This is a genomic window from Amaricoccus solimangrovi (assembly GCF_006385685.1).
Lineage (GTDB): Bacteria > Pseudomonadota > Alphaproteobacteria > Rhodobacterales > Rhodobacteraceae > Amaricoccus > Amaricoccus solimangrovi.
This window is the reverse complement of record NZ_VFRP01000001.1, coordinates 156,418-183,168: the sequence shown is the minus strand read 5'-3', so window position 1 is coordinate 183,168 and position 26,751 is coordinate 156,418. Positions and strand designations below refer to the sequence as shown.

Genomic DNA, 26,751 nt, shown 5'->3' with positions numbered 1-26,751 from the left:
ATCTCCATCAGCCCTGCACGCCGGCGCTGGTGACGGTCTGCCCGCCCTTGAGCCCGATCGGGAATTTCGCGAGGTAGTCGTTGGGAAGGCGGCCGTCGTATTCGACATGGTCTATGAAGGCCGCGCTCGGCGGCTTGTAGCCGTCGGTGCCGAAGGGAAAGTCCTCGGCCCGCGCCCGGCCCTCCCCGATCAGCAGCCGCGCCGCCTCTTCGTAGATCGCGGGCTTGTAGACCGCCTTCGCGGTCTCGTCGTACCAGGCGTCGGGCTTCGCCTCGGGGATCTGCCCCCAGCGGCGCATCTGCGTCAGCGTCCAGACCGCGTCGGAATAGTAGGGATAACTCGCGTGGTCGCGGAAGAAGATGTTGAAGTCCGGCGCCGGGCGCACGTCATCCGCGCCGAAGGCGAAGGTGCCGGTCATCGAATTGGCGATCACCTCCTCGTCGGCGCCGACATAGGCGGAATGCGACAGGATCTCCGCCGCCTCGGCGCGGTTGGCGCCATTGTCGGCGTCGAGCCATTCGACCGCGCGGATCAGCGCCTTGGTGAGCGCGAGCGTGGTGTTGGGATATCTCTCGGTGAATTCCGCCGTCAGCCCGAAGACCTTCTCGGGATTGTCCTCGAAGATCTCCTCGTCGGTGATCACCGGCCGGCCGATGCGCTTGAACACCGCCGCCTGGTTCCACGGCTCGCCCACCGAATAGCCCGCGATCGTGCCCGCCTCGAGCGTCGCCGGCATCTGCGGCGGCGGCGTGACCGAGAGCAGCACCTCGGCCCCGATCTGCCCCTTCGCATCGCCCTTGCCGTAGAAGCCCGGGTTCAGCCCGCCCGCGGCGAGCCAGTAGCGGATCTCGTAATTGTGGGTCGAGACCGGAAAGACCATGCCCATGTTGAACGGATTGCCGGCCTCGTGCGCCGCCTGGATCGCCGGGGCGAGCGCCGCGGCCGAGATCGGATGCGCGGGCTTGCCGTCGGGGCCGGCCGGGATCTCCGGCGCCATCAGGTCCCAGACGGCGTTCGAGACCGTGATCGCGTTGCCGTTCAGGTCCATCGAGAACGGCGTCACGATATGGGCCTTGGTGCCGTAGCCCACGGTCGCGGCGAGCGGCTGGCCCGCGAGCATCTGCGCGCCGTCGAGCTCGCCCGAGATGACGCGGTTCAGCAGCACCTTCCAGTTCGCCTGGGCCTCCAGACGCACGTAGAGCCCCTCGTCCTCGAAGAAATGCTTCTCGTAGGCGATGGCGAGCGGCGCCATGTCGGTGAGCTTGATGAAACCGAGCGTGAGTTCGTCCTTCTCGACCGGCAGCGGCTCGGCGCGCGCGGCGAGGGCGGTGATGAGCACAAGGGCTGTGCCCGGGAGGATATGGCGCATGGCTGTCCCGTATGGCTGGATCGGGATCCGGGCCTTGCCGGACTCCGAGGGCTGGGCAGAAACGAAAAAAGCCGCCGATCCTGCGCGTTGCTTCGCACGGATCAGGCGGCTTTGCCTGTGCCCCCGCGTCGGGGCGGTATCTCTGAAGGCAGGCCCCTCGTTGGGCCGCCTGTGATTCCTGGTTAGTCCGAATCGTTTCCGCCGCGCAATCCCGGAAAAGCTCCGGAGGCCGCGTTTATGCGCGTCTGCTCACACGTGAGGCAGTTCCGCGGCGCGACTGACCAGAATTTGCGCGCGAACCCCCGCCCTTCGCGCGCGATTCACGCGTCCGACGGATCGAACACCGTTCCGTCGAAGAAGCGGTCCGGCCCGAGCACCAGCCCGCCGAGCGTGGAGGCGACCGCCGTGGGCACCGCCATCGCGCCTTCGAGCTTCTCCGAGGCGCCGGGCAGGTCGGCGCCGATCGGGCCCAGGACGGCGCGGTAGAGATCGGTGCGGAACGCGGCGCGCGCGGCGGCGCGCAGCCGCGCGCGGTCCGCGCCGGTGAGCCGCGCCAGCCAGTCGGCGATCAGCAGCCCCTGGCTCCGCCACGGAAAGGTCGCGGCGGCGTCGAAGAACTCGACAAGGCGCGGCACCGGCGCCTCGGCCCCGTCCCGGTCGATCACCAGCCGGCCGCGCAGCGCGCGTTCGATGATCTCGGGCGAAAGGTCGAGACAGGCGGGCCGCCCGAGCAGTTCGGCCGCCGTCATCAGATTGGCCGGATCGCCCAGCCAGCGCGCCGCGCGCCAGACCGCGCGCATCAGCGCCGCGGCGATCTCCGGCTCCGCCTCGACCGCCGCGCGCGGCATCGCGAGCGCCTTCTCGGGCGCGAACTGCCAGATCGCGGCCCCGGGCAGGATCAGTTCCGCCGTCCCCTGCTCGACCGCGACGCTGCCCCAGGGCTCGCCGACGCAGAAGGCGTCCACCTCCCCCGCCGCCATCGCCCGCGCCATCCGGGGCGGCGGCACGGTGGCAAGCTCGACCCGCCCCGCGCCGAGCCCCTCGAACCAGCGCGCCATCAGGAGCGCGTGGGTCGAGAAGGGAAACGGCACGCCGACGCGAAGCCGCCGCCCCTCGGAGGCGGCGAGCAGCGCCGCGCCGGTCGCCCGCGCGTCGAGAAAGCCCGGCGCGCGGGCGCGCATTCCCGCCGCGAGATCGGGGCCGACGCCGATCACCTGGCCATTGACCGAGAGCATCATCAGCGCGTCGAGCGGCTCGTCCCCGACGCCGACGCCGCCGCTCTGCGCGACGATGACCGGCGCCAGCATGTGCGCCGCGTCGTAGCCGCCCCAGATCAGCTTGTCGCGCAGCGTCGCCCAGGAGACCTCGCGGTGCAGCGCGAGGCTCAGCCCCTCCTCGGCGGCGAAGCCGATCTCGGCCGCGATGACGAGCGGCGCCGCGTCGACGAGCGGCACGAAGCCGCAGTTGACCGCCCGGCTCATTTGAGCAGATCCGCCGCCGTGATGAGCGCCCGCGCCACCTCCACGACCTTGCGCCCCTGCGCCATCGCGGTCTTGCGCAGCAGCGCGTAGGCCTCCTCCTCGCCGATGCCCTTGGCCTTCATCAGCATGCCCTTGGCCCGGTCGACGGTCTTGCGCTCCTCGAGCGCGGCCTTGGTCGCGGCGAGTTCGGTCCGGAGCCTTGCCACGACGTGGAACCGCGCGATCGCGGCCTCCAGCACCGGCTTGATCCGCTCGCGGCTCAATCCCGCGACGACATAGGCGCTGACCCCGGCCTCGATCGCGGCGCGCATGACGCCGCTGTCGGACCGGTCGACGAACATCGCCACCGGCCGGTCCCCCGGCGCCGAGGCGAGGGTCAGCGCGTCCACCACGTCGCGGTCGGGGCTTTCGAGGTCGATCAGCACGACATCGGGCGCGAGCGCCGCGAGCCGCCGGGCGAGTCCCGTCACGTCGCCGATCACGCTGATCTCGTAATCGCCCGCGTCGCGCAGCCCGTCGATGATCATGAGCGCGCGCTCGTGATCCTGCTCGACGACGGCGATGCTGAGCTTCTCGGTCATGTCCCCGATGTTGCACCGCGGCCGCGGCCCTCCGCAAGGGAGGGCGCGCCCAGGTCGCGCGGACGGCCCGCGGGTGGAAGGCGGCGGCCCGGCCGGAACCGGGCCGGGGCGCCCGTCACTGCGGGATCACCCCCTCGATCCCCTCGACGTAGAAGTTCATCCCGGCGAGCGTGGCATCATCCGGCGTCTCGCCGTCCGCGAGCCAGGGCGTGCCATCCTGCTTGTTGATCGGTCCGGTGAAGGGATGCAGCGTGCCGGCCGCGATCGCGTCGCGCACCTCCTCGGCCTTGGCCTTCACCTCCGGCGGCACCGCCTCGGTGATCTCGCCGATCTTCACCTCGCCGTCGCCGATCCCGGCCCAGGTCGCGCCCTGCGCGTAGGTGCCGTCGAGCAGTTCGCCCACGCGCTTGATGTAGTACGGACCCCAGTTGTCGATGATGGCCGAGACCCGGGGGCTCGGCTTGTACTCCGCCATGTCGGAGGCCTGACCGAAGCCGATCACGCCCGGCGTCTTCGCCGCCTCCGCGAGCGGCGCGGTCGAGTCGGTGTGCTGCAGGATCACGTCGACGCCCTGCTCGATCAGCGCCTTGGCGGCGTCCGCCTCCTTCGCCGGATCGAACCAGGTATAGGCCCAGACCACCGACATCGTGACCTCCGGGTTCACCTTCTTCGCCGCGAGATAGCTCGAATTGATCCCCTGGATCACCTCCGGAATCGGGAAGGAGCCGATGTAGCCGATCTTGTTCGACTTGGTCATCAGCCCGCCGATCGTGCCCATCACCGCGCGGCCCTCGTAGAAGCGCGCGTCATAGGTCGAGACGTTCGGGCTGTCGCGCTTGTAGCCGGTCGCGTGCTCGAACATCACCTTCGGGAATTTCTTCGCGACGTTGTTGACCGCGTCCATGTAGCCAAAGGAGGTCGCGAAGACGATGTTGCATCCGGACAGCGCCATCTGCGTCATCACCCGCTCGGAATCCGCGCCCTCCGGGACGCTCTCCTGATAGACCGTCTCGACCTTGTCACCGAGCTCCTTCTCGAGCGCGAGCCGGCCTTGGTCGTGCTGGAAGCTCCAGCCGCCGTCGCCGATCGGCCCGACGTAGATGAAGCAGGCCTTCACCTTGTCGAGGGCGAAGGCCGCGCTCCCGAGCGACAGGCCGAGGCCGAGGCCGAGCGCGGCGCCCGCGAGAAGGGTTCTGCGTTTCATGTGATGGACTCCATGGTTCACCGGATGCCGCGGCCCGTCAGCGCGCGGCGTGGAAGTTGCGGCCGAGCGCGGCGGGCGCGTTGCCGCCCCGGCCGCCCCGCTCGGCGGAGATGAGGACGAGCACGAGGATCGTCACGACATAGGGCGACATCGCGAGATACTCGACCGGGATGCGCGCGCCCGCCGCCTGCAGGTTCAACTGCAGCACCGAGATGCCGCCGAAGAGATAGGCGCCGATCAGCACGCGCCAGGGCTTCCAGCTCGCGAAGACGACGATGGCGAGCGCGATCCAGCCCGCGCCGGCGGTGATCCCGTCGGTCCATTGCGGCACGCGCACGAGGCTCACATAGGCGCCGCCAAGACCCGCCATCGCGCCGCCGAAGAGGATCGCGAGCAGCCGCACCCGCGTCACCTTGTAGCCGAGCGCGTGGGCCGCGTCGTGGTTCTCGCCCACCGCGCGCAGGATCAGCCCGGCGCGGGTGCGGCGCAGCACCGCCGCGACGACGGCCACCATCGCGATCGAGAGGTAGACCCAGACGTCGTGATGGAAGAGGATCGGCCCCAGCACCGGCATGTCGGAAAGGCCCGGGATCTCGAGCCGCCCGGTCGGCGGCGGCTTGACCCCGACATAGCCCTGGCCGATCAGCGACGAGAGGCCGAGCCCGAAGAGCGTCAGCGCCAGCCCCGTTGCGACCTGGTTGGCGAGAAAGACCTGGGTGAGCAGCGCGAAGACGAGCGAGAGCGCCGCCCCGGCCGCCGCCGCGGCGAGGAAGCCGAGCGCCGGGCTGCCGCTGTGCACGGCGGCGACGAGGCCGCAGACCGCGCCGATGATCATCATCCCCTCGACGCCGAGGTTGAGCACCCCGGCCTTCTCCGCGACCAGTTCGCCGGTCGCGGCCATCAGGATCGGCACCGCCGCGACCATGAGCGAGGCGATGAGCGTCGCGAGATTGATTCCTCCGAGCATCAGGCGGCCCCCTTCGTCGCAAGCCGGATCCGGTAGTTCGAGAGCACGTCGACCGCGAGCAGGAAGAAGAGCAGCATCCCCTGGAAGGCCTGGATCGCCGCGGAGGGCAGGCTCAGCATGAACTGCGCGAGTTCGCCCCCGATATAGGTGAGCGCCATCAGGAGCCCCGCGAGCAGGATGCCGACCGGCGAGAGCCGGCCGAGGAAGGCGACGATGATCGCGGTGAAGCCGTAGCCGGAGGCGAAATCGATCGAGATCTGCCCCGCCGGCCCCGCCACCTCGAAGAGCCCGGCGAGCCCCGCGAGCGCGCCCGAGATTCCCATGCAGAGCAGGATCAGCCGGTCCGGATTGACGCCCGCGAAGCGCGCGGCGCGCGGCGCGAGCCCGGTCAGGCGGATGTCGAAGCCGAGGATGTGCCGGCGCAGCAGGAACTCCGCCGCGATGACGGCGAGGATCGCCGCGATCACGCCCCAGTGGAGTCCGGTGTTCGCGACGAGCTCCCCGTTCGCCGCCGCCGGCCACTGCGAGAGGTTGCGCGAGCCCGGAAAGCCGCCGCCCTCCGGGTTGCGCAGCGCGCCGAGCGCCATCGAGGCCATGAGCGCCTGGGCGACATAGACGAGGAGCAGCGAGACGAGGATCTCGTTCGTGCGGAACCGCGTCCTCAGGATCGCCGGGATCATCGCCCAGAGCAGGCCGCCCAGCGCGCCCGCGAGGATCATCAGCGGAAAGACGATCCAGCGCGCCTCCAGCGGATAGAGCGCGAGCCCGGCCGCGGCGCCGCAGATCGCGCCCATGATGTACTGCCCCTCGGCGCCGATGTTCCAGATCCCGGCGCGGAAGCCGAGCGAGAGCCCGGTCGCGATCAGGATGAGCGGCGCCGCCTTCACGAGCAGCTGCGGCCGCGAATAGCTCGCGACGTCGGGGTTGAAGAGCGGATCCCAGAAGATCGTCCGGATCGCCTCGACCGGGTTCTTGCCAAGGAGCGCGAACATGACGCCCCCGGCGATCATCGTGAGGATCACCGCGAGGACCGGCGTCGCGATCGCCCAGCCGCGCGAGGGCGTGGGCCGTTTCTCAAGCGTGATGAGCATGCGCCTCCTCCATCCCGTGCGCGCCGCCCATCATCAGTCCGATCTCGTCCACCGTGAGGCCCTGGGTCGGGCGCGGCTTCGTCATCCGCCCGCCGTTCAGCGCGGCGAAGAGATCCGCGACCTCGAGCAGTTCGTCGAGATCCTGGCTGATCACCACGACCGCCGCCCCCGCCGCCGCGCGGTCGAGCAGCGCCTGCCGGATCGCCGCGGCCGCCGCCGCGTCGACGCCCCAGGTCGGCTGGTTCACCACGACGACCGAGGGGTCCTGCGACAGCTCCCGCCCGATCACGAATTTCTGCAGATTGCCGCCCGAGAGGGAGCGCGCGGCGACCTCGATCCCCGGGGTGCGCACATCGTATTGCTCGACGATTTCGCGGGCGAAGATCCTCGTCTTCGCCCAGTCGATCAGCCCGCGCGCGACGAGACCCCGGCGCGGCCCGCCCGAGAGCAGCGCGTTCTCCGTCAGGCTCATGTCCGGCGCCGCCGCGTGGCCGAGCCGCTCCTCCGGCGCGGCGACGAGGCCGAGCCGCCGCCGCGCCACCGGGCCGAGATGGCCGACGCCATGCCCGTCGATCCGCACCGCGTCGGTCGGCGAGCGGATCTCGCCCGAGAGCGCCAGCAGCAGCTCGTCCTGCCCGTTGCCCGCGACCCCGGCGACGCCGAGGATCTCGCCCTGGCGCACCTGGAAGCTCACCCCGCGCAGCCCGACGCCGAACGGGTTGGGCGAGTCGAGGTCGAGCATCGCCGCCTCGAGCGCGATCGGCCCCCGCGCCCGTTCCGCCCGCGCGGGCGGCGTCAGCGTCTGGCCGACCATCATCTCCGCGAGCTCGCGCGCCGTCTTCTCCCTCGGCGCGCAGCTTCCGACCACCCTGCCCCGGCGCAGGATCGTCGCGCCGTCGCAGAGCGCGCGGATCTCCTCGAGCTTGTGGCTGATGTAGAGGATCGCCGTCCCCTCGGCGGAAAGCTGGCGCAGCGTGCGGAACAGGATCTCGACCTCCTGCGGCGTCAGCACGCTGGTCGGCTCGTCCATGATCAGGAGCTTCGGATCCTGCAGCAGGCAGCGCACGATCTCGACCCGCTGCCGCTCGCCCGCCGAGAGGTCGCCGACCAGCCGGGCGGGATCGAGCGGCAGGCCGTATTCCTCGCTCACCTCGCGGATCCGCTTCGCCAGCGCGCGCATCGGCGGCGGGTTCTCCATCCCGAGCGCGACATTCTCCGCCACGTCGAGCGCGTCGAAGAGCGAGAAGTGCTGGAACACCATCGCCACGCCCCGTTCGCGCGCGACCGAGGGCCTCGGCGGCGCGTAGGGCTCGCCCCGGAGCCGCATCGTCCCGGCGTCGGGCCGCACGAGGCCGTATATCATCTTGACGAGCGTCGACTTCCCCGCCCCGTTCTCACCGAGAAGCGCGTGGACCTCGCCGGGGGCGATCGAGAAGCGGACATCCTCGTTCGCCCTGACGCCCGGATAGGATTTCGACAGCCCGTCGATCTCGATCAGCGGCGTCATGCGGGCGGGGTCCCGGAGGTCTTGCAGGTCGCGGCGCGAAACGGCATCGCGGCGGGGCTCCTTCTGGTTCGCCTCGGTAACAGGCATGGAAACCGGCGGCGACGCAAGCGCGACACGCAACTCATCGTTAACCGCCGCGCCAATGCGCGTTTGCCCGCCCCGCGCCGGCCGCGCTGCCCAAGTTCGCGCCATTTCGCGGACGCGGGCGCGGGGGCGCGACGCGCGCTTGGCCGCGGCCCGCGGCCGGTGCTAGAGATCGCCGATGACCGAGCCGCGATTCATCCACCTCCGCCTCCATTCCGCCTATTCGCTGCTCGAGGGCGCGATCCAGGTGAAGAAGCTGCCCGGCCTCTGCGCCGCCGCCGGCATGCCCGCGGTCGCGCTGACCGACACCGGCAACCTCTTCGCCGCGCAGGAATTTTCCAACGTCCTCGCGAAGGAGGGCATCCAGCCGATCATGGGCTGCCAGCTCGCGATCGCCCATGCCGCTCCCGCCCCGGGGGAAAAGGCGCCGCGGCCCCGGCCCGTCGTGCTGCTCGCCCAGAACGCCGAGGGATTCGGCAACCTGCTGCGGCTCACCTCGGCCAACTACCTCGACGCCGGCGCGCTGGAGCCGCATGTTCCGCTCGCCCTGCTCGAGGCGCGCGCGGCCGGGCTCATCTGCCTCACCGGCGGCGCGGAGGGCGCGGTCGGGCAGATGATCCGCGACGGCCAGCCGGGAAAGGCGCGCGACCTGCTAATCCGGCTCGCCGGCCTCTTTCCCGGCCGGCTCTACGTCGAGATCGAGCGCCATCCGGAGAACGGCGCGCCCCGCACCCCGGCCGAGGCGGCGACCGAGCCAACCCTCGTCGAACTCGCCTACGAACTCGACCTGCCGCTGGTCGCGACCAACGACGTGCACTTTCCGAAGCCGGCGATGTATCCGGCGCATGACGCGCTGCTCTGCATCGCGGAGGGCGCCTATGTCGACCAGCAGGCGCCGAGGCGGCGGCTGACGCCGGAGCATTACTTCAAGTCCCAGGACGAGATGGTCGCGCTCTTCGCCGACCTGCCCGAGGCGGTGGAGAACACCGTCGAGATCGCCCGCCGCTGCGCCTATCGCCCGAGGAAGCGCAAGCCGATCCTGCCCCGCTTCGCCGAGGACGAGGTCGAGGAACTCCGCCGCCAGGCGCGCGAGGGGCTCGCCGCCCGGCTCGCGGTGATCCCGAAGGCGGCGAGCGAGGAGGAATACCGCGCCCGGCTCGAATTCGAACTCGGCGTGATCGAGGGAATGGGCTTTCCCGGCTACTTCCTGATCGTGGCCGACTTCATCAAGTGGGCGAAGGAGCATTCGATCCCGGTCGGCCCGGGCCGGGGCTCCGGCGCCGGCTCCCTCGTCGCCTACGCGCTGACGATTACCGACCTCGATCCATTGCGTTACGGCCTTCTCTTCGAGCGGTTCCTGAACCCAGAGCGCATCTCGATGCCCGATTTCGACATCGACTTCTGCATGGACCGGCGCGAGGAGGTCATCGCCTATGTGCAGGAGCGCTACGGGCGCGACCGCGTCGCGCAGATCATCACCTTCGGCGCGCTGCTCTCCAAGGCGGCGGTGCGCGATGTCGGCCGGGTGCTGCAGATGCCCTATGGTCAGGTGGACCGGCTCTCGAAGCTGATCCCGGTCGAGGGGGTGAAGCCCGTCTCGGTCGAGAAGGCGCTCGCCGAGGAACCGCGGCTCCGCGACGAGGCGCGCAAGGAGCCGCAGGTCAAGCGGCTCCTCGACATCGCCCAGCAGATCGAGGGGCTGCTGCGCAACGCCTCCACCCACGCCGCGGGCGTGGTGATCGGCGACCGGCCGCTCGTCGAACTCGTGCCGCTCTACCGCGACCCGCGCTCGGACATGCCGGCGACGCAGTTCAACATGAAATGGGTCGAGGACGCGGGCCTCGTGAAGTTCGACTTCCTCGGGCTGAAGACGCTGACCGTGATCCAGAACGCGCTCGACCTGCTGGCGCTGCGCGGCGAGAGCGTCGACATCTCCGCGATCCCGATCGACGATGCGAAGACCTACGAACTCTACGCCAGCGCCCAGACCGTCGCGGTCTTCCAGGTGGAAAGCTCGGGCATGCGCGACGCGCTCAGGCAGCTGAGGCCCACCTGCATCGAGGACATCATCGCGCTCGTCGCGCTCTACCGGCCCGGGCCGATGGAGAACATCCCGAAGTTCTGCAACGTGAAGAACGGTCGGGAGAAGCGCGACAACCTCCATCCTTCGATCGACGACATCCTCGACGAGACGCAGGGCATCATCGTCTACCAGGAACAGGTGATGGAGATCGCCCGCAAGATGGCGGGCTATTCGCTCGGCGGCGCCGACCTGCTGCGCCGCGCGATGGGCAAGAAGATCCAGGCCGAGATGGACGCGCAGAAGCCGCTCTTTCTCGACGGCGCGGCGAAGAACGGGGTTTCCAAGGCGAAGGCCGAGGAAGTCTGGAACTTGCTCGACAAGTTCGCGAACTACGGTTTCAACAAGTCCCACGCCGCCGCCTACGCGGTGGTGAGCTACCAGACCGCCTGGCTGAAGGCCAACCATCCGGTCGAGTTCATGGCCGCCGTGATGAACTGCGACATCCATCTCACCGACAAGCTCGGCGCCTACAAGCAGGAGGTGGACCGGCTCGGCATCGGCGTCGTGCCCCCTTGCGTGAACCGCTCCGAGGCGACCTTCACCGTGCGCGACGGCGAGATCGTCTACGGGCTCGGCGCGCTCAAGAACGTCGGTGTCGAGGCGATGCGCCTCATCACCGACGCGCGGGCGGCGGGCGGGGCCTTCACCGGCCTCTTCGATTTCGCCGCGCGCGTCGATCTCAAGCGCGTCGGCAAGCGCGCGCTCGAGATGCTGGCGCGGGCGGGCGCGCTCGACGGGCTCGATTCGAACCGGCGCAAGGTCTTCGAGAGCCTCGAGGCGCTGGTCGCCCATTCCGCGGCCGCGCATCAGGAGCGCGCCTCGGCCCAGGTCAGCCTCTTCGGCGAGGCGGCGGACAGCCTACCCGCGCCGCGCCTGCCCGCGCCCGACGACTGGACCCCGGTCGAGCGGCTCGGCCAGGAGCATCTGGCGATCGGCTTCTATCTCTCCGGCCATCCGCTCGACGACTACGCCGGCGCGCTCCGGCGCCAGGGCGTGCTCACCCATGCCGAACTCCTGCGCCGCGCACGCGAGAACCGGGCGGCGAGCGCGCGGATCGCGGGCTCGGTCGCGGCGAAGGAGGAACGCAAGTCCGCCCGCGGCAACCGCTTCGCCTTCGTCCGCCTCTCGGATCCGACCGGGCTCTTCGAGGTCACCGTCTTCTCCGACACGCTGGAGGCGGCGCGGCAATGGCTCGAACCCGGCTGCAACGTCGTGCTCACGGTCGAGGCGGAGACCGACGGCGACGAGATGAAGCTGCTCGCCCGCGGCGCCCAGCCGGTCGACGAGGCCGTGGCGGGGGCCGCGGCCGCGGGCCTGCGGATCTTCGTCAACGACGCCGGCGCCGCGCCCTCGCTCGCGACCCGCCTCGGCGCGATCGCGCGCGACGGCGGCGCGCGGCCCGGGCCGGTCGAGATCGTGGTGATGGCGCCCGACCTGCCGGGGGAGACCGTGCTCGCGCTGAAGGATCCGTACCCGGTCTCGCCGCGCGTGATCGGCGCGGTCAAGTCGGTCTCGGGCGTGGTGCTAGTCGAGGAATTCTGAGCCGGGCGCGCGCGGAGGGATGGCATGGTCGGGGCGATAGGCGACTTTCTCCCGCTGGCGATGGCGCTGGCGCTGAGCCCCTTCCCGATCATCGCGATCGTGATGCTGCTCGGCCGCCCCGACGGGGGGCGCGCGGGCACCGCCTTCGCGATCGGCTGGCTGGGCGGCCTCGGCGCGGTGACGCTGCTCCTCGTGCTGGTGGTGGGCGAGATCGAACGGACCTCGCTCGAGCTCGGCGCGGGGCTCCGGATCCTGCTCGGCCTCGGGCTCTTCGCCGCCGCCGCGGGGAAATGGCGCGGGCGCCCGCGCGGCGGGGCGCCGGCGAAGCTGCCAGGCTGGGCCGCCGCGCTCGACCGCGCCTCGCCGGCGCGCGCGGCGCTGGTCGGGGCCGTGCTCGGCGGCGTCAATCCCAAGAGCCTCGCGCTCGCCTTCGCCGCCGCCGCCACGATCGGTGAGCGCGGGCTCGAGGGGCGCCGCGCGCTCCTCGCCGGCCTCGTCTTCGTGCTTCTGTCGTCGGCGAGCGTGCTGGCGGCGCTGATCCTGCGCCGGACCGGAGGGGCCGGGGGCGCGCGCCGGCTCGAGGCGGTGAAGCGCTTCATGCTGCGCAACAACCACGTCATCATGATCGTGCTGCTCGGTGTCATCGGCGCCAAGGTCCTCGGCGACGGGCTGTCGGCGCTCGGCGGGTGAGCCGCCAACGAAAAAGGGCATCGCACCGCGATGCCCCTTTGCGATGAACGGGACCGCGATCCCGTCAGGCCGTTCCGATGATCAGGCCGCCTCGGCCTCGGCGCGATGCGCCTGGCGCTCGCTCTCCTCGCGGCTCAGCGCCACCGAGGTCCGCACGCCGCGGCGGACGAATTCCATCATGCCGTTCACGCAGCGCTCGTTCGGGTCGATGCCCGCGCACATCAGCACCTCGCGGCCGTCGCGCGACCGCGCCCAGCGCGCGATCACCTCGGCGCCGTTCCCATACTTCTTGTCATCCGCGATCGCATCGTCAAGCGCCGCCAGCACGACCGCGGCGAACAGCTTCTGCGCCCGGGCTCCCTGGTCATTCGTCAGCGCGACCTGATCCACGTAATCGAACATTACGCTTTTCCTTCTTCCTCTCGATCCGTCGAATTTTCGGCGCACTATGACGATTTCGCGACATTCGGGGAGTGCCAATATCACATGGCAGTCATGCGTCAATCGAATAGGCGGCCTTGCCTTCGGTAGGGCAGATATAGGCAGGTCTCCGCGCGGATCAACCAAGATCGCGCGCGGGCGGCCCGAAAACGTCTTCGGATCACGTTTTCGTCGCCCTCCGGCGGCATCATGCCGCTCCGCCCCGCGCGGGGCCTCCGCCCCGGCTCAGTTCAGCCCCGATCCCACCGCCTCGGCGAGCGAGCGGCTGAGTTCGGCGGCGGTCCCGGAGGGGAGCGAGAATCGGAAGATCGCCTCGTTGCCGAGCCGGAGCGACACGACGACGTGTCGCGCCCCGCCCGCCGCCACCGCCGTCGCCGCCGCCTCCCGCACCGGCAGCGCCAGGACCGTGCGCTCCCGCGTCGCCGCGTAACGCCGGTCCTGCAACGCCGAAGCGGCCGAGAACAGCGCCATGATCACCGGCGCGATCGTCGCCACCGACAGATCGAGAGAGATCAGATCCCCCTCCTCCGTCGCGAGTTCTATCGTTCCGCGGTCTTCATTGGTGACGCCGACCCGGACGACCTCTGCGATTGTATTTTTACGATTAGTGATTTCTTTTACCATCGCTGGACCGATCTGATAAGGTTTTGATGACACGGCACCTCAAGGATACGAAATTAGTCGCACTGGAAGCAGATTACACATCCGTTAATTGAATATTAACTTTTGTTACCACGGACGACGCCGAGGGTCGCAACTCGCTGATACATGATCCCCGTCGCCGTATATTCAGGCGAAGGGCTCCCTTGACTTGCCGCGACACTATCGCCGCCTCAAGCCCCTGTCAGCGCCCGTGATGAAAATGAGTGAAGAACCGCCTATTGCCAGAGGCGGGGTTCGGCGAACTCGACCGAATTGCCCGCGGGATCGCGGACATAGATCGAGCGCGCGCCGTTCGGCCAGTCGAAATCGGCCTCGAGGGGGATTCCCGCCGCCGGAAGCGCGCGCGCCAGCCGGTCGAGCCCGGCGGCGTCGGCGGCGAAGCAGACATGCCCGGACCCCCGCGCGCCATGGACGGGAACCGGCGGGCCGGAGCGCGCCGGCGTCGCGGTGGCGCGCGGATCGAAGACGAGAAGCATGCCCGCGCCGACACGGAAGAACACGTGCCGGCCAGCGACGCGGGCCACGACCGGCAGGCCGATCAGCCCGCCGTAGAAGGCCTCCGCCGCGCCCAGATCCTCGGCGTAGAGCGCCGTCTCGAGGATCGCGGGCGCGTCGGCGCCGTAGGCTCCGCCGGCGGGCGCGCCGCCGGCGGACGGGCCGGTCCCGGCCATCGGATCAGGTTCGGCCGCGCACGAAACCCACGATCGCGAGCAGCACGATCGCGCCGATCGTCGCGACCACGAGCGCGCCTATGAAGCCGCTGGCGCCGAGCCCGAGCAGGCTGAAGAGAAAGGCGCCGAGATAGGCCCCGATCACCCCGACGATGAGGTTCGTCAAGAGCCCGTGGCTGCGGTTCATCACCTGTTCGGCGATCCATCCCGCGATCAGCCCGATGAGCAGAAAGCTGAGCCAGCCAAATCCTTGCATGTCGATCTCTCCCTCCGCGCCTCGAAGCGGCGCACGCTCCCTCAACGCCCAAAGCGGCGTGCCGATCCAGCATACCTGCAAAAGAGCGAAAAAGCGCGCGCCGTCGTCGGGTGCCGTCGTCGGGTGCCGTCGTCGGGCGCCGTCGTGGGGCGCCCGTCGCGGGGCACCCGTCGGGCGCGGGCTGGCGCGGGAGGCTACTCGGCTCCCCCCCGCCGGGCGCGGCGCGCCTCCGCCCGCGCGCGCAGCGCCTGGGCCGAGGCCCGCGCCTCGAGCGCCGCGCCGAAGGCGCAGCCGGCGAGAAAGCCGCCGAGATGCGCCTGCCAGGCGAGCATGCCGCCGAGCCACCAGTACATCACGACGTTGAGCAGCGCGAGGACCGCGACCCGGCGCCAGACCGGGCTCGTCGGGACGCGCGCCGCGCGGTGGCGGCGCAGGTCCCAGACGGTCCAGACGCCGATGAAGGCGAAATCCGCGCCGGAGGCGCCGACCATCGGCGCCCCGCCCGTGGCGAGCAGCCCGTAGGCCGCGCCCCCCGCCACCGCGCCGACGAGAAAGAGCGGCAGGATCGTCCCGCTCCCGTAGCGGTCGGAGACGAAACGCCCGAGCGCGAGCAGCATCACCATGTTCATCGTCATATGCGTGAAGCCGCCGTGGAGCAGCGCGTGGCTCAGGAACATCGTGTAGGGCTGGGCCGCGAAGACCGGTTCCGCGCCATGGAGGAGCTGCGTCCAGAAGGCCCCGGTCCCGAGGAGCCGCGCGCGCAGCGTCGGATCCGCGATCAGCCCCGCGTCGGCCGCCGAGAGCAGGCATTCGATCGCGGCGATCACCACGACCAGCGCGACGAGGCTGCGCGGCAGCGGCTTGTAGGGCTCTGTCGGAGCGATCGTCATCGGCGCCTTCCTGTCCGGGGTGGCGCATGCTGGCCGCGCCGCCCCGCCGCCGCAAGTCCCAACCGGGGCGTTCACGAAGGGTTTCGCGCACCCCGTCCCCGGGGGCGCTGTCCGGGTCGCCTCGGCGTGCTAGGTAGCAGGGCCATGCTCGAGATCCGCGACATCGCCAAGACCTATCCGACCGCCCAGGGACCGCTCGCGGTGCTGCGCGGGGTGTCGCTCGACCTCGCCGGCGGGACGAGCCTCGCGCTCACCGGCGAGTCGGGCAGCGGCAAGAGCACGCTGCTCCATCTCGCCGCCGGACTCGAGAAGGCCGACTCGGGGCATATCGCGATCGACGGCGCGCCGGTCACCGGCCTCGACGACGCCGGCCGCGCCCGGCTCCGGCGCGAGACCGTGGGCATCGTCTTCCAGCAGTTCAACCTGATCCCGAGCCTCGACGTCGGCCGCAACCTCGCCTTCCAGGCGCGGCTCGCGGGGCGGGCGGATCCGGACTGGCAGGCGGTGCTCGCCGAGCGGCTGGGCCTCGCCCCGCTTCTCGCCCGCTACCCCGAGCAGCTTTCGGGCGGGCAGCAGCAGCGTGTCGCGATCGGCCGCGCGCTCGCCGCCCGGCCCCGCCTCATCCTCGCGGACGAGCCGACCGGCAATCTCGACGAGGCGACCGGCGACGCGGTGCTCGACCTGCTGCTCGCGCTGGTGGCGGAAAGCGGCGCGGCGCTGCTCATGGTCACGCACAGCGCGCGGCTCGCCGCCCGGCTCGACGCGCGCGCCCATCTCCACGCCGGCCGGATCGGGGCGGAGCCGGTCGCATGACCGCCGCGCTCGCCCAGGCGCTCGCAAGCTACTGGCGGCGCCATCCGCTCGAACTCGCGACGCTGCTGGTCGGCCTCATGGTGGCGACCGCGCTCTGGAGCGGGGTGCAGGCGCTGAACGCCGAGGCGCGCCGAAGCTACGCCGAGGCGGCCGGTCTCGTCTCCGGCGGCGCGCGGATCGTGGCGGCGGACGGCCAGCGCCTGCCCCTCTCCGACTATGTCGCGCTGCGCCGCGCGGGCCTGCGCGTCTCGCCGGTGCTCGAGGGCGAATGGCGGGCGGGCGACGTCGACCTCCATCTCGTCGGCGTCGAGCCGATGACGCTCCCGCGCGGGGCCGCGCCGATCGGGGAGGAGGCGGCCGCGCTCCCCGCCTTCGTGCTGCCGCCCGGCCGCGCCTTCGCCGCGCCCGCGACCATCGCGCGGCTCGCCGGCCGGCCGGGACTTCCCGAACTCGTCGCCTCCGGCCAGGTGCCCGAGGGCACGCTCCTGCTCGACATCGGCCGCGCGGCCGGGCTGCTCGGCCTTCCGGACCGCGTCTCCTATCTGCTCGCGCCCGCCGGAACCGGGGTGCCGCCCGCCTTCGCGGACCGGCTGACGGTCGCGGAGGGGCCGGCGGACGACCTCGCGCGGCTGACCGACAGTTTCCACCTGAACCTGACCGCCTTCGGCTTCCTGAGCTTCCTCGTCGGGCTCATCATCGTCTACGCCGCCATCGGCCTCGCCTTCGAGCGGCGGCGGCCGATGCTGAGGACGCTGCGCGCGCTCGGCGTGCCCGCGCGCGGGCTGGCGCTCGCGCTTCTCGCCGAGATCCTCGCGCTCGCCCTTCTCGGCGGGGCGGCGGGCATGGCGGGCGGCTATCTGATGGCGGCGGCGCTGCTGCCCGACGTCGCGGCGTCGCTGAACGGGCTCTACGGCGCGCATGTGCCGGGGCGGCTCGCGCTCGATCCGGCCTGGTGGCTCGCCGGGCTCGGGATCGCGACCTTCGGCGCGCTGGCCGCCGCGGGCGACAGCCTCTGGCGCGCCTTCCACCTCGGCCCGCTCGCCGCCGCCCGGCCGGAGGCCTGGCTCGGCGCGCTCCGCCGCCGGCTGGTCTGGCAGGCCGGGGCGGCGGTTCTCCTCTGCGCGCTCGCGCTCGCGCTCCTCCTTCTCGGCGGCTCGCTGCTCGCGGGTTTCGCGCTGATGGGCGCGCTGCTCCTCGGCGCGGCGCTCCTGCTGCCGGGGCTGCTCGCCCTGGTGCTCGCGGCGCTCGGGCGGCGGGCGAAGGGGCCGGTCGCACACTGGCTCTTCGCCGATGGCCGCCAGCGACTCGGCGGGCTCTCGCTCGCGCTGATGGCGCTTCTGCTCGCGCTCGGCGTCAATGTCGGGGTCGGCACCATGGTCTCGAGCTTCCGCGCCACCTTCCTCGGCTGGCTCGACCAGCGGCTCGGCGCGGAGATCTACCTCTCCGCGCCGGACGGGGCGGCGGCGGAGGTGATCGGGGCCGCTCTCGCGACTACGCCCGGCGTGACGGCGGCGCTCCCGATCGGCGCGGCGCGAAGCCGCTTCGCCGGCGCCCCGCTCGAGATCTACGCCTTCACCGACGATCCGCTCTATCGCGAGGGCTGGCCGCTGCTCGCCGCGCTCGACCGCCCCTGGGACCGGGTGGCGGCGGGGGACGCGGTGATGGTGAACGAGCAGATGGCGCGCCGCGCGGGGCTCGCGCCCGGGGACGCGCTCGCGATCCCGACCGCGACCGGCGCCTGGGAGACGCGCGTCGCCGGGGTCTATTCGGACTATGGCAACCCGGAAGCGCAGGTGCTCGCCCCGGTCGCGCAGGTCCGCGCGCGCTGGCCGGAACTCGAACTCCGCCGCCTCGCGGTCCGCGCCGATCCCGCCAGCGTGCCGGCGCTTCTCGCGGACCTCCGGGGCCGGGAGGGGGTCGACGTCACCGACCGCGCCGGGCTGCGCGCCTCCGCCGAGCGGGTGTTCGAGAAGACCTTCGCCGTCACGCTGGCGCTCAACACGCTGACGCTCATCGTCGCGGGGATCGCGCTGCTGACGGGGCTCCTGACGCTCGCGGAACAGCGGCTCGGCCAGCTCGCGCCGCTCTGGGCGCTCGGGCTCACCCGGCGGCGGCTCGCCGCGATCGAGCTCGGCCAGGCGGTCGCGCTCGCGGGGCTGACGGCGCTCGCCGCGCTCCCGCTCGGGCTCGCGGTGGCCTGGGTGCTGACCGAGGTGATCAACCCGCGCGCCTTCGGCTGGCGCCTGCCGCTCCTGCTCTTCCCGCTCGACTGGGCGCGGCTCTTCCTCTTCGCGCTCGCGACCGGCGCGCTCGCCGCGCTCTGGCCCGCGCTCCGTCTCGCCCGCGCCGCGCCCGCCGACCTCATCCGGAGGTTCAGCGATGAACGCTGATATGCATATGCTTATTCCGCCCCGCCTCCGCCGCCCGCGGCCGCCTCGCGTCGTTATGCATATGCTTATTCGCACGATCCTGCTCCTGCTTCTCCCCGCCGCCGCCGGGGCGCAGGGCTTCGCGGGGCTGGGGACCGAGGCGGAGGACTATCTGCCGGTGACCGCCCCGGCCCGTCTCGTCTTCCCGCGCGACCACGGGCCGCATCCGGGCTTCCGGATCGAATGGTGGTACCTGACCGCGAACCTGACCGGGCCGGACGGCGAGGAATACGGCGCGCAATGGACGCTGTTCCGCCAGCCGCTTTCGCCCGGGCCGGAAAGGGGGGGCTGGGACAGTCCGACGGTCTGGATGGCGCACGCGGCGGTGACCAGCGCCGAGACCCATCTCTTCGCCGAGACCTTCGCGCGGGGCGGCATCGGCCAGGCCGGCGTGACGGCGGAGCCCTTCCGCGCCTTCATCGACGACTGGTCGATGACCGGCGCCGGCCGGCCGGGCGCGGACGCGCTCGCGGATCTGGCGATCCACGCGGCGGGCGACGGCTTCTCCTACGATCTCGCGGCGCGGGCCGCCCCGCCGCCGGTGCCGCAGGGCGCGGACGGGTTCAGCGTCAAATCCGCCTCCGGACAGGCTTCCTACTACTACAGCCAGCCCTTCTACGGCGTGACGGGCACGCTCCGCCTCGGCCCCGACACGATCCCGGTCACCGGCACCGCCTGGCTCGACCGCGAATGGTCGAGCCAGCCGCTCGCTTCCGGCCAGCGCGGCTGGGACTGGTTCGCCCTCTCGCTCGCCTCCGGGGCGCGGGTCATGCTCTTCGCGCTCCGCTCCGAGGAGGCGCCGGCCTTCCTGAGCGGTACATGGATCGCCCCGGACGGCGCGCCCACCCCGCTCTCGCCCGGCGAGATCCGGCTGACGCCGCTCACCGAGACCCGCGTCGCCGACCGCCGGCTGCCGACGCGCTGGCGGATCGAGGTGCCGCGCTTCGGACTCGACACGACCGCGGAGGCGCTCAACCCGGCCGCCTGGATGGGCACGCTCTATTCCTACTGGGAGGGGCCGATCCGGCTCGACGGCGGGGCGACCGGGCGGGGCTATCTCGAAATGACCGGCTATCGCTGAGCGCCGGCATGGACAGCGGCCCGGCATCGGGCCAACATGACCGAAGGGGAGGACCGCGCCATGCATGACACGATCGAAGACAGCATCAACGTCCTGGGCGAGCCGCTGAAACCCTGCGCCTTCGACCCGGTCACGGGTTTCTACCGCAACGGCTGCTGCGACACCGGATCCGAGGATCGCGGCGCGCATACCGTCTGCGTCCGCGTCACGGAGGAGTTCCTCGCCTTCTCGAGCGCGCGCGGCAACGACCTCTCGACGCCGCGGCCGGAATTCGGCTTCCAGGGGCTGCGGCCGGGCGACCGCTGGTGCCTCTGCGCCGAACGCTGGAAGGAAGCCTGGATCGCCGGGGTGGCGCCGAAGGTGATCCTCGCGAGCACGCACCGCGCGACGCTGCGCCACGTGCCGATCGAGGCGCTGCTCGCCAATGCGATGCCGATCCCGGCGAGGAACACCTGAGCCGCCGCTTGGAACCCCCCGCGGGGGCGGCTATAAGCGCCGCGAAACCCCGAGCGAGGACATCCGATGCGCACGGCCGAGATCAGCCGCGACACCAGCGAGACCAGCCTGACAGTTCGCATCAATCTCGACGGCCGGGGCGCGCATGACTGCGCGACCGGCGTCGGCTTCTTCGACCACATGCTGGACCAGCTGGCGCGCCACGCGCTGATCGACCTGCATGTCCGCGCCAAGGGCGACCTGCATATCGACGATCACCACACGGTCGAGGACGTCGGCATCGCGCTCGGCCGCGCGCTCGCCCAGGCGCTCGGCGACAAGCGCGGCATCCGCCGCTACGGCTCCTGCCATCTCGCGATGGACGAGTCGCTGGTGCGCGCGGCGCTCGACCTCTCGGGCCGGCCCTTCCTGGTCTGGAACGTCGATTTCCCGACCGAGAAGATCGGCGCATTCGACACCGAACTGGTGCGCGAATTCTTCACCGCCTTCGCGATGCAGGGCGGCGTCACGCTCAACGTGACGCGGCTCGACGGCGCGAACAGCCATCACATCGCCGAGGCCGCGTTCAAGGCCGTCGCCCGCGCGCTGCGCGAGGCGGTGGAGCCCGATCCGCGCGCGGGCGGCGAGATTCCCTCGACCAAGGGCACGCTCTCGGCATGACCACGGCCATCATCGACTATGCGAGCGGCAACCTGCATTCGGCGGCCAAGAGCTTCCAGCGGGTCGCCGACGAGACCGGCGGCGGGCCGATCCTCGTCACCTCCGACCCCGAGGCGGTCGCGCGGGCGGAGCGGATCGTGCTGCCGGGCGTCGGCGCCTTCGCCGATTGCCGCGCGGGACTGCTCGCGCGCGACGGGCTCTTCGAGGCGATCGAGGCGCGGGTGCGGCGCGACGGCGCGCCCTTCCTCGGCATCTGCGTCGGCATGCAGATGCTCGCGACGCGGGGCCGCGAATTCGGGGACACGCCGGGCTTCGACTGGATCGCCGGCGAGGTGGTCCGGCTGACGCCGTCCGATCCCGCCTGCAAGATCCCGCACATGGGCTGGAACGCGCTCGAGATCGTCAGGCCCCATCCGCTGCTCGACGGGATCGAGAGCGGCGATCACGCCTATTTCGTGCATTCCTATCACTTCGTGCCCGCCGATCCCGGCGCGCTGCTCGCCCGGGTCGATCATGGCGGCCCGGTCACGGCGGTGATCGGCCAGGGCAATATCGCGGGCACGCAGTTCCACCCGGAGAAGAGCCAGCGCACCGGCCTGCGCCTGATCGCGAATTTCCTGCGCTGGCAGCCCTGAGCCCCGGGAGGCTTCGCGCTCAGTTCAGCCGCTCCCAGGTCTGCGTCCGGCAGAGGACCGCGACGCAGCCCTGGACCCTGAGCCCGCCCGCGTCGAGGCGCATCGTCCCGGCGTAGCTTTTCCCCGTGTCGGGGGCGACGATGGTGCCCCCGCTCCAGCCGCCGTCGTCGTCGGGCACCATGCCCGTCATCAGCACCTGGCCGACGAGATCGGTGCGCCGGGTGTTGTGGGTCGCCGCCACCGTGCCGCAGAGCGCGTCGCCGCAGGGCGCGACGCGGACGTCGAGATAGGCCTTTCTCGGCCCCACCGCCTCGGTCCGCCACAATCCGACCGGCGAATCGGCCTCCGCCCGCCCGGCGAGGGGCGCCAGCAGGGCCAGGACGACGACGAGCTTGCGCATCATGCTCCCTCCGAGGGGAAAGACTATGCCTCTCCGGGCGGCCGTCAACGAGCGGCGGCCAAGAGCGGCGGAAGGTCGCGCGCCAGCGCCGGGCGTCGCCGCCGGCCCCCGCGTTAGGCTCGCGTCAAGCATACCGGGTGCCAATCCGCTGTCCCCGTCACGAAGAGGAGAGCACCCATGGCCCGACTGATCTTTTCCGAGCCCTTCGACATCCGCGACCTGCCCGCGACCGCCCCCGCCGCGCGGGGCTCCGGCCTCGTCTTCGAGGAGGGTGCGACGCGGCTCCTCCTCGCCCCCGGCGAGGAGGAGGCCGGATACCGGCCGAAGGTCGCGGCGGCGGGCCTGCTCGACCGGGGCGAGATCGCCCAGGCCGGCGCGCTTGTGGCGCGGATCGAGGACGCGGGCTTCCCCGCGCTTCTCGCGCGCGACGGGAGCGGCGCCACGCTCGCCCGCGCGCTGCTCGCGGGCGACGACCGGATCACCGGCTCGGCCGGCGCCGACCGTCTGCCCGGCTTCGGGGGCGATGACCGGATCACGGGCGGGCGCGGCGCCGATGTGATGACCGGCGGCGGCGGCGCCGATCTCTTCCGCTTCGCCGCGCTCTCCGACTCGCCGGCCTCGGATCCGGACCGGATCACCGACTTCAGGTCCGGGCACGACCGGATCGACCTGCGCGGCATCGACGCCGCGCATGGCACCCCCGGCGATCAGGCGTTCGACTTCCTCGGCGCGCGGGAATTCTCCGGCGCCGCGGGCGAATTGCGCTGGACCGGCGCGGCGCTGGAGGCGGATGTGAACGGGGACGGGCGCGCGGATTTCGCGCTCCGCCTCGGCGCGTCGCACATGCCCGGGGCGGACGACCTGCTGCTCTGATCCGCGCCCCCGGGCGGCGCGGGAGTCTTTTGCATTCCGCCCCGGCCCGCGCTACGAGAGGCGCGACCGAGACGGAGCTTGCGCCAGATGATCCTCTACCCCGCGATCGACCTCAAGGATGGCCGCTGCGTCCGGCTGCTGCGCGGCGACATGGAGGCCGCCACCGTCTTCGGCGAGGATCCCGCCGCCCAGGCCCGCGCCTTCGTCGAGGCCGGGTGCCGCTGGCTCCATCTCGTCGATCTCAACGGCGCCTTCGCCGGCCAGCCCGTCAACGCCGCCGCCGTCGAGGCGATCCTCGCCGCGACCGAGGTGCCCGCGCAGCTTGGCGGCGGCATCCGCGACCGGGCGACGATCGAGATGTGGCTCGAAAAGGGCGTCGCGCGGGTCATCCTCGGCACCGTCGCGGTGCGCGACCCCGATCTGGTGCGCGCGGCGGCCCGCGCCCATCCCGGCCGGGTGGCGGTCGGGATCGACGCGCGCGGCGGCAAGGTCGCGGTCGCGGGCTGGGCCGAGGAGACCACGCTCGAGGCGGCCGACCTCGCCCGCCGCTTCGAGGACGCGGGCGTGGCCGCGATCATCTATACCGACATCGACCGCGACGGCGCGATGGAAGGCCCCAACGTGGCTGCGACCGAGGCGCTCGCCCGCGCGGTCGGGATCCCGGTCATCGCCTCGGGCGGGGTTTCCTCGATCGAGGATCTGCGGGCGCTGAAGGCGCTCGGCATTCTCGACGGGGCGATCTCGGGCCGCGCGCTCTACGAGGGCAGGATCGACCTCGCCGAGGCGGTCCGGCTGCTCGAAGCCTGAGGAGGCGGAAATGGCTCCCGAGACCTGGCTCGCCTTCGCCGCCGCCTCGGCGGTGCTGCTCGTGATCCCGGGGCCGACGATCCTGCTCGTCGTCTCCTACGCGCTCGGCCGGGGCTGGAAGGTCGCGGCGCCGGTGGCGACGGGCGTGGCGCTCGGCGATCTGACGGCGATGACGCTCTCGATGCTCGGCGTCGGCGCGCTGCTCGCGGGTTCGGCCGCGCTCTTCACCGCGCTCAAATGGATCGGCGCGGCCTATCTGGTGTTTCTCGGCGTGAAGCTCTGGCGCGCGGGGGGCGCGCTCCGGCCCGAGGCCGGAACCGAGGCGGGAACCGAGGCGGGGGCGCCGGGCCGGATGCTCGCCCATGCCTGGCTCGTCACCACGCTGAACCCGAAATCCATCGTCTTCTTCGTCGCCTTCACGCCGCAGTTCGTAGATCCCGCCCGCCGCTTCGCGCCGCAGGCGGCGATCCTGGTGGCGACCTTCGTCACGCTCGCCTTCGCCAATGCCTTCGGCTACGCGCTCGCGGCCGCCCGCGCCCGGCGGCTGGCCGGGAGCCCGAGGGCGATCCGCCTCGTCAACCGCGCGGGCGGCGCCGCGCTGATCGCCGCGGCGACCGCCGCCGTCACCCTGAGGACCGCCTGATGCTGAAGACGCGCGTCATCCCCTGTCTCGACGTCCGCGAGGGCCGCGTCGTGAAGGGCGTCAACTTCGTCGACCTGATCGACGCCGGCGACCCGGTCGAGGCCGCGCGCGCCTATGACGCGGCCGGCGCGGACGAGCTCTGCTTTCTCGACATCGCCGCGAGCCAGGAGAACCGGGGCACGCTGCTCGATCTCGCGAGCCGGACGGCGGAGCAATGCTTCATGCCGCTGACCGTGGGCGGCGGCGTGCGCACCCCCGAGGACGTGCGCGCCCTCCTGCTCGCCGGGGCCGACAAGGTGAGCTTCAACACCGCGGCCGTGAACACGCCCGACGTGATCAACGCGAGCGCGAACAAGTTCGGCGCGCAATGCATCGTCGTCGCGATCGACGCGAAGACCGTGCGCCCGGGGAAATGGGAGATCTTCACCCATGGCGGCACGAAGCCGACCGGGATCGACGCGGTGGAATTCGCGAAGGACATGGCGGCGCGGGGCGCGGGGGAGATCCTGCTGACCTCGATGGACCGCGACGGGACCAAGGCGGGCTACAACATCGCGCTCACCCGCGCGGTCGCCGACGCGGTCGCGGTGCCGGTGATCGCCTCGGGCGGCGTCGGCACGCTCGAACACCTGGTGGAAGGCGTGACCGAGGGCCATGCCTCCGCCGTGCTCGCCGCGTCGATCTTCCATTTCGGCGCCTTTTCCATCGGCGAGGCCAAGGCCGCGATGGCCGCCGCCGGCATCGCGGTGAGGCCGGTGCGATGAGCGAGGTGCTGACCCGGCTGGAGGCGACCATCGCCGCGCGCGTCGGCGCCGATCCGGCGAGCTCGCATACCGCGAAGCTGCTCGCCAAGGGCGTCGGCAAATGCGCCGAGAAATTCGGCGAGGAGGCGGTGGAGGCCATCGTCGCCGCCGCCTCGGGCAACCGGGCCAATCTTGTCTACGAGGCCGGCGACGTGGTCTATCACCTGATGGTCATGCTGCGCGCCGGCGGCGTCGGCTGGTCCGAGGTGCTGGCCGAGCTGGAACGGCGCGAGGGCGTGTCGGGCGTCGCGGAGAAGGCGGCGCGGCCGAAGGGGTGAAGGCGGCGCGGCCGAAGGGGGAAGGCGGCGCGGCCGAAAGGGGAAGGCGGACAGATGTCCGCCCTACCCGGGGTCGTCCATGCAGACCTGGCGCTGGCGGCCGAGCCCCTCGACCCCGAGTTCGATCACGTCGCCCGCGCGGAGGAACTGGGGCGGTTTCATGCCCATGCCGACGCCCGGCGGCGTGCCGGTCGCGACGATGTCGCCCGGCTCGAGCGTCATGAACCGGCTGAGATAGCTCACGAGGAAGGCGACGCCGAAGACCATGGTCGCCGTGCTCCCGGTCTGCCGCCGCTCGCCGTTGACGTCGAGCCAGAGGCCGAGGTTTTGGGGATCGGCCACCTCGTCGCGGGTCACGAGCCAGGGGCCGACCGGGCCGAAGTGATCGGCGGACTTGCCCTTGGTCCACTGCCCCGACCGCTCGACCTGGAAATGCCGCTCGGAGACGTCGTTCGCGACGCAGTAGCCGGCGACATGGGAGAGCGCCTCCTCCTCGGCGACGTATTTCGCGCGCTTGCCGATCACGAAGGCCAGTTCCACCTCCCAGTCGGTCTTTTCCGCGCCGCGCGGGATGTAGACCGGATCGTTCGGGCCGCAGATCGCGCTCGTCGCCTTCATGAAGACGATCGGCTCCCTCGGCACCTTCGAGCCGGTCTCGGCGGCGTGGTCGGAATAGTTGAGGCCGATGCAGATGAACTTGCCGACCCGGCCGACGCAGGGCCCGATCCGCGTTCCAGCCGGGATCTCGGGCAGGAGCACCGGATCGAGGCCGCGCAGCCGGTCGAGCCCGTCGTCGGAGAGCGTGTGCCCCGCGATGTCGCCGACCACGCCCGAGAGATCGCGGATGAGCCCGCCCGCGTCGAGCATCCCCGGCCGCTCCTCCCCCTTCGCTCCGACCCTCAAGAGCTTCATCGCCCGCCTCCGCCTTGCCACGTTCCGGGCGCCTGCCCGGCGGACCGGACCATCGGCGATGCCCGGCCGGAAGTCGACCGGCACATTGGCATCGGAAAGCGCGGCTTTCCCTGTTGACGCCCCGGCGCGGCTGGCCTATTTGGCCTCCACCGCGCCGGAAGCGAGCTTCCGCGACATCCTCGGAGGGGTGGCAGAGCGGTCAAATGCAACGGACTGTAAATCCGTCGGGGCAACCCTACGCTGGTTCGAATCCAGCCCCCTCCACCAGTCGCCGGGCAACGGATCCCGCGGAGAGACCCTGAGCGCGGCTTCATCCGCCCCCCTCATCCGCCTCGCGCGGAAACGGTCTCTTGCGCCGCGGTCACAGAAAAGTCTTGACAGGAAGCGTCGATACACGTAGGCGATCGCCTGTTTCCCCTCTTCGGGTCGCCCAGGGCGGCC

The 26,751-nt window shown here is 71.6% G+C and carries 27 protein-coding genes and 1 tRNA gene; 14 read left to right on the top strand and 14 right to left on the bottom strand.

The window, feature by feature from the left end; genetic code table 11:
* Positions 1-7: 7 nt before the first annotated feature.
* The 7 genes from FJM51_RS00820 to FJM51_RS00790 all read right to left on the bottom strand — a co-directional run bounded on the left by FJM51_RS00820 (position 8) and on the right by FJM51_RS00790 (position 8,200).
* Positions 8-1,369: a CmpA/NrtA family ABC transporter substrate-binding protein gene (locus FJM51_RS00820; protein WP_140452204.1), complete on the bottom strand. Its 1,362-nt coding sequence runs from the start codon at positions 1,367-1,369 to the stop codon at positions 8-10.
* Between the two features lie 320 nt (positions 1,370-1,689).
* On the bottom strand, positions 1,690-2,850 hold the full coding sequence (locus tag FJM51_RS00815) for a CmpA/NrtA family ABC transporter substrate-binding protein (RefSeq protein WP_140452203.1): 1,161 nt from the start codon (positions 2,848-2,850) through the stop codon (positions 1,690-1,692).
* The gene (locus tag FJM51_RS00810) at positions 2,847-3,431 is read right to left on the bottom strand and encodes an ANTAR domain-containing response regulator (RefSeq protein WP_140452202.1); all 585 of its coding nucleotides are present in this window, start codon (positions 3,429-3,431) and stop codon (positions 2,847-2,849) included. The genes FJM51_RS00815 and FJM51_RS00810 overlap by 4 nt, the downstream gene beginning before the upstream one ends.
* Positions 3,432-3,546: 115 nt before the next feature.
* Positions 3,547-4,635: a BMP family ABC transporter substrate-binding protein gene (locus FJM51_RS00805; protein ID WP_140452201.1), complete on the bottom strand. Its 1,089-nt coding sequence runs from the start codon at positions 4,633-4,635 to the stop codon at positions 3,547-3,549.
* A gap of 37 nt (positions 4,636-4,672) precedes the next feature.
* Positions 4,673-5,605: an ABC transporter permease gene (locus FJM51_RS00800; RefSeq protein ID WP_438502745.1), complete on the bottom strand. Its 933-nt coding sequence runs from the start codon at positions 5,603-5,605 to the stop codon at positions 4,673-4,675.
* Positions 5,602-6,693, bottom strand: a complete 1,092-nt coding sequence (locus tag FJM51_RS00795) for an ABC transporter permease (RefSeq protein ID WP_140452199.1) — start codon at positions 6,691-6,693, stop codon at positions 5,602-5,604. The genes FJM51_RS00800 and FJM51_RS00795 overlap by 4 nt, the downstream gene beginning before the upstream one ends.
* On the bottom strand, positions 6,677-8,200 hold the full coding sequence (locus FJM51_RS00790) for an ABC transporter ATP-binding protein (protein WP_140452198.1): 1,524 nt from the start codon (positions 8,198-8,200) through the stop codon (positions 6,677-6,679). Before FJM51_RS00790 ends, FJM51_RS00795 begins: the two co-directional genes overlap by 17 nt.
* A 262-nt stretch (positions 8,201-8,462) precedes the next feature.
* Between FJM51_RS00790 and dnaE the strand changes: the two genes are divergently transcribed.
* Both dnaE and FJM51_RS00780 read left to right on the top strand, forming a co-directional pair.
* Positions 8,463-11,909 (top strand): DNA polymerase III subunit alpha, encoded by a 3,447-nt coding sequence (gene dnaE, locus FJM51_RS00785; RefSeq protein ID WP_140452197.1) that lies wholly within the window; start codon positions 8,463-8,465, stop codon positions 11,907-11,909.
* A 24-nt stretch (positions 11,910-11,933) separates the two neighbouring features.
* Positions 11,934-12,599 (top strand): GAP family protein, encoded by a 666-nt coding sequence (locus FJM51_RS00780; RefSeq protein ID WP_140452196.1) that lies wholly within the window; start codon positions 11,934-11,936, stop codon positions 12,597-12,599.
* 81 nt (positions 12,600-12,680) lie between these two features.
* Here FJM51_RS00780 and FJM51_RS00775 read toward each other — a convergent pair whose 3' ends face one another.
* The 5 genes from FJM51_RS00775 to FJM51_RS00755 all read right to left on the bottom strand — a co-directional run bounded on the left by FJM51_RS00775 (position 12,681) and on the right by FJM51_RS00755 (position 15,520).
* A complete protein-coding gene (locus tag FJM51_RS00775) occupies positions 12,681-13,001 on the bottom strand; it encodes a DUF6280 family protein (protein ID WP_140452195.1) in 321 nt (106 codons plus the stop codon).
* 264 nt (positions 13,002-13,265) lie between these two features.
* On the bottom strand, positions 13,266-13,664 hold the full coding sequence (locus FJM51_RS00770) for a hypothetical protein (protein ID WP_140452194.1): 399 nt from the start codon (positions 13,662-13,664) through the stop codon (positions 13,266-13,268).
* 254 nt (positions 13,665-13,918) lie between these two features.
* Positions 13,919-14,374, bottom strand: a complete 456-nt coding sequence (locus tag FJM51_RS00765; protein ID WP_140452193.1) for a VOC family protein — start codon at positions 14,372-14,374, stop codon at positions 13,919-13,921.
* 4 nt (positions 14,375-14,378) lie between these two features.
* Positions 14,379-14,630 carry a GlsB/YeaQ/YmgE family stress response membrane protein gene (locus FJM51_RS00760; protein WP_140452192.1) on the bottom strand — a complete coding sequence of 84 codons (252 nt, stop codon included), beginning with the start codon at positions 14,628-14,630 and terminating at the stop codon, positions 14,379-14,381.
* Between the two features lie 194 nt (positions 14,631-14,824).
* On the bottom strand, positions 14,825-15,520 hold the full coding sequence (locus FJM51_RS00755; protein ID WP_140452191.1) for a rhomboid family intramembrane serine protease: 696 nt from the start codon (positions 15,518-15,520) through the stop codon (positions 14,825-14,827).
* Positions 15,521-15,664: 144 nt separating this feature from the next.
* Between FJM51_RS00755 and FJM51_RS00750 the strand changes: the two genes are divergently transcribed.
* The 6 genes from FJM51_RS00750 (at position 15,665) to hisH (ending at position 21,594) form a co-directional block, all read left to right on the top strand.
* On the top strand, positions 15,665-16,333 hold the full coding sequence (locus FJM51_RS00750) for an ABC transporter ATP-binding protein (RefSeq protein ID WP_140452190.1): 669 nt from the start codon (positions 15,665-15,667) through the stop codon (positions 16,331-16,333).
* The gene (locus FJM51_RS00745; protein ID WP_140452189.1) at positions 16,330-18,723 is read left to right on the top strand and encodes an FtsX-like permease family protein; all 2,394 of its coding nucleotides are present in this window, start codon (positions 16,330-16,332) and stop codon (positions 18,721-18,723) included. The genes FJM51_RS00750 and FJM51_RS00745 overlap by 4 nt, the downstream gene beginning before the upstream one ends.
* Positions 18,724-18,784: 61 nt before the next feature.
* Positions 18,785-19,843, top strand: coding sequence for a lipocalin-like domain-containing protein (locus FJM51_RS00740; protein ID WP_140452188.1), 1,059 nt, complete (start codon positions 18,785-18,787; stop codon positions 19,841-19,843).
* A 60-nt stretch (positions 19,844-19,903) separates the two neighbouring features.
* Complete coding sequence (locus tag FJM51_RS00735; RefSeq protein ID WP_140452187.1) at positions 19,904-20,299, top strand: DUF2237 family protein; 396 nt, start codon at positions 19,904-19,906, stop codon at positions 20,297-20,299.
* A gap of 66 nt (positions 20,300-20,365) precedes the next feature.
* A complete protein-coding gene (hisB, locus tag FJM51_RS00730) occupies positions 20,366-20,959 on the top strand; it encodes an imidazoleglycerol-phosphate dehydratase HisB (RefSeq protein WP_140452186.1) in 594 nt (197 codons plus the stop codon).
* Positions 20,956-21,594, top strand: coding sequence for an imidazole glycerol phosphate synthase subunit HisH (gene hisH, locus FJM51_RS00725; protein WP_140452185.1), 639 nt, complete (start codon positions 20,956-20,958; stop codon positions 21,592-21,594). Before hisB ends, hisH begins: the two co-directional genes overlap by 4 nt.
* A gap of 19 nt (positions 21,595-21,613) precedes the next feature.
* On the opposite strand, the gene FJM51_RS00720 is transcribed toward hisH, so the two are convergent.
* Positions 21,614-21,997: a DUF2147 domain-containing protein gene (locus FJM51_RS00720; protein ID WP_181164402.1), complete on the bottom strand. Its 384-nt coding sequence runs from the start codon at positions 21,995-21,997 to the stop codon at positions 21,614-21,616.
* 174 nt (positions 21,998-22,171) lie between these two features.
* Here FJM51_RS00720 and FJM51_RS00715 point away from each other — a divergent pair, with 174 nt between their 5' ends.
* The 5 genes from FJM51_RS00715 (at position 22,172) to FJM51_RS00695 (ending at position 25,398) form a co-directional block, all read left to right on the top strand.
* Positions 22,172-22,867, top strand: a complete 696-nt coding sequence (locus FJM51_RS00715; protein ID WP_140452183.1) for a M10 family metallopeptidase C-terminal domain-containing protein — start codon at positions 22,172-22,174, stop codon at positions 22,865-22,867.
* An 87-nt stretch (positions 22,868-22,954) separates the two neighbouring features.
* The gene (gene hisA / locus FJM51_RS00710; RefSeq protein WP_140452182.1) at positions 22,955-23,674 is read left to right on the top strand and encodes a 1-(5-phosphoribosyl)-5-[(5-phosphoribosylamino)methylideneamino]imidazole-4-carboxamide isomerase; all 720 of its coding nucleotides are present in this window, start codon (positions 22,955-22,957) and stop codon (positions 23,672-23,674) included.
* A 10-nt stretch (positions 23,675-23,684) separates the two neighbouring features.
* On the top strand, positions 23,685-24,317 hold the full coding sequence (locus FJM51_RS00705; protein ID WP_140452181.1) for a LysE family translocator: 633 nt from the start codon (positions 23,685-23,687) through the stop codon (positions 24,315-24,317).
* The gene (hisF, locus tag FJM51_RS00700; protein ID WP_140452180.1) at positions 24,317-25,081 is read left to right on the top strand and encodes an imidazole glycerol phosphate synthase subunit HisF; all 765 of its coding nucleotides are present in this window, start codon (positions 24,317-24,319) and stop codon (positions 25,079-25,081) included. The genes FJM51_RS00705 and hisF overlap by 1 nt, the downstream gene beginning before the upstream one ends.
* Complete coding sequence (locus FJM51_RS00695) at positions 25,078-25,398, top strand: phosphoribosyl-ATP diphosphatase (protein WP_140452179.1); 321 nt, start codon at positions 25,078-25,080, stop codon at positions 25,396-25,398. Before hisF ends, FJM51_RS00695 begins: the two co-directional genes overlap by 4 nt.
* A gap of 63 nt (positions 25,399-25,461) precedes the next feature.
* Here the strand turns inward: FJM51_RS00695 and FJM51_RS00690 are convergent, their stop codons facing one another.
* A complete protein-coding gene (locus FJM51_RS00690) occupies positions 25,462-26,310 on the bottom strand; it encodes a fumarylacetoacetate hydrolase family protein (RefSeq protein ID WP_140452178.1) in 849 nt (282 codons plus the stop codon).
* Positions 26,311-26,491: 181 nt separating this feature from the next.
* On the opposite strand from FJM51_RS00690, the gene FJM51_RS00685 reads away from it, so the two are divergent.
* Positions 26,492-26,577 (top strand) — tRNA-Tyr (locus FJM51_RS00685).
* Positions 26,578-26,751 lie beyond the last annotated feature (174 nt).